The 1,978-nt window shown below is 71.4% G+C and carries 3 protein-coding genes; 2 read left to right on the top strand and 1 reads right to left on the bottom strand.

What is annotated here, in order from left to right:
* A partial coding sequence (locus H5J33_RS33110; RefSeq protein ID WP_181798404.1) for a LacI family DNA-binding transcriptional regulator occupies nt 1-342 on the bottom strand: 342 nt, incomplete at its 3' end.
* Nucleotides 343-555: 213 nt separating this feature from the next.
* On the opposite strand from H5J33_RS33110, the gene H5J33_RS33105 reads away from it, so the two are divergent.
* Complete coding sequence (locus H5J33_RS33105; RefSeq protein WP_181798403.1) at nt 556-1,707, top strand: Gfo/Idh/MocA family protein; 1,152 nt, start codon at nt 556-558, stop codon at nt 1,705-1,707.
* The coding region (locus H5J33_RS33100; protein ID WP_181798402.1) for a DUF993 family protein at nt 1,704-1,978 on the top strand (275 nt) is incomplete at its 3' end. The genes H5J33_RS33105 and H5J33_RS33100, both read left to right, overlap by 4 nt.

The following is a 1,978-nucleotide window of genomic DNA, read 5'->3' as shown; positions in this document are numbered from 1 at the left end:
ATAGGTCAGTTCCCGCTCGGGCGACCCGCCGGTGTTGCAGACGACCGCGAGCCGCTCCCCGCCCGCGCGCCCGCCCGGCCCGCCGATCTCGCCCTGGATGGCGCTCGCCATGATCCCGAAGAAGGGGTCGGCGATGTCGTTGACGAGGATGCCGACCAGGTCGGAGGTGGCCGCGGCGAGCGCGCTGGCCGGGCCGTTGAGGACGTAGTCGAGTTCGTCCACCGCCCGCAGCACCCGTTCCCGGGTGGCGGCGGCGACCGGGTAGTTGCCGTTCAGTACGCGCGACACCGTCGCGGGGGAGACCTGGGCGCGGGCCGCCACGTCCGCCAGGGTCACGGTCATCTCGTCGTCCTCCGGTCACGCGTCGTGTCGTACGCCCTCGTAGACAACCAGGCCTGTGTCCTGGTTCCGAGCAGACCTTACGGCCAACGCCCCCCGCTTGTTCGCCCCCTCGAACAACTCGGCCGGGCAGCGGTCTTGTACAGACCACGTCCAGAGGCTAGCTTCTCACCTTGTAGAAAGCGCTTGCTACACCGGACCGCGAAAGGGACTCACGTGACACGCAAGACGGTGCGAATCGCCATGAACGGCGTGACCGGGCGCATGGGCTACCGCCAGCACCTCGTCCGGTCCATCCTCGCCCTGCGCGACCAGGGCGGACTCGACCTCGGCGACGGCACCGTGCTGTGGCCCGAACCGATCCTGCTCGGCCGCCGCGAGCACGCCCTGCGCGAGATCGCCGACCGGCACGGCCTCGACCACGTCTCCACCGACCTCGACGCCGTCCTCGCGGACCCGTCCGTCGACATCTACTTCGACTCCCAGGTCACCTCCGCCCGCGAGGAGGCCATCGCCAAGGCGATCGCGGCCGGCAAGCACGTCTACACCGAGAAGCCCAGCGCCACCGGCCTGGACGGCGCGCTCCGGCTGGCCCGCCTCGCCCACGACAAGGGCATCCGGCACGGCGTCGTCCAGGACAAGATCTTCCTGCCGGGCCTGCTGAAGCTGAAGCGCCTCGTCGACGGCGGCTTCTTCGGCCGGATCCTCTCCGTGCGCGGCGAGTTCGGCTACTGGGTCTTCGAGGGCGACTGGCAGCCCGCCCAGCGCCCGTCCTGGAACTACCGCGCCCAGGACGGCGGCGGCATCGTCGTCGACATGTTCCCGCACTGGGAGTACGTGCTGCACGAGCTGTTCGGCCGGGTGACGTCCGTGCAGGCGCTGGTCACCACCCACATCCCGCAGCGCTGGGACGAGCAGGGCAAGCCCTACGACGCCACCGCCGACGACGCCGCCTACGGCATCTTCGAGCTGGAGGGCGGCGCCGTCGCCCAGATCAACTCCTCCTGGGCCGTGCGCGTCCACCGCGACGAACTGGTGGAGTTCCAGGTCGACGGCACGGAAGGGTCGGCCGTGGCCGGCCTGCGCGGCTGCCGCGTCCAGCACCGCGGCGCCACCCCCAAGCCGGTGTGGAACCCGGACATCCCCGCCACCGAGGTCTTCCGCGACCAGTGGCAGGAGGTGCCCGACAACACCGAGTTCGACAACGGCTTCAAGGCCCAGTGGGAGCTGTTCCTCAGGCACGTCTACGCCGACGCCCCCTACCACTGGGACCTGCTGGCCGGTGCCCGCGGCGTCCAGCTCGCCGAACTGGGCCTGAGGTCCTCCGCCGAGGGCCGCCGCATCGACGTCCCGGAGATCTCGCTGTGACCCTCCGCCTCCCCGCCGCCGACGGCACCCCGCGCGTCTACGAACCCCGCACCGAACCGCTCGCCCTCACGCCCGGCACCCCCTTCACCTCCCGTACGGTCTTCTCGGCGGCCCATGTCGTCGCCGACCCCTTCGCCGACGTCACGCCCGACTCGCCCGCCGCCGTCGACTGGGACGCCACCCTCGCCTTCCGCCGCCACCTGTGGTCCCACGGGCTCGGTGTCGCCGAGGCGATGGACACCGCCCAGCGCGGCATGGGCCTGGACTGGGC

The sequence above is a fragment of the Streptomyces sp. WELS2 genome, from assembly GCF_013870595.1.
In the GTDB taxonomy this organism is placed as follows: domain Bacteria; phylum Actinomycetota; class Actinomycetes; order Streptomycetales; family Streptomycetaceae; genus Streptomyces.
This window is presented reverse-complemented; position numbering and strand designations above follow the sequence as displayed.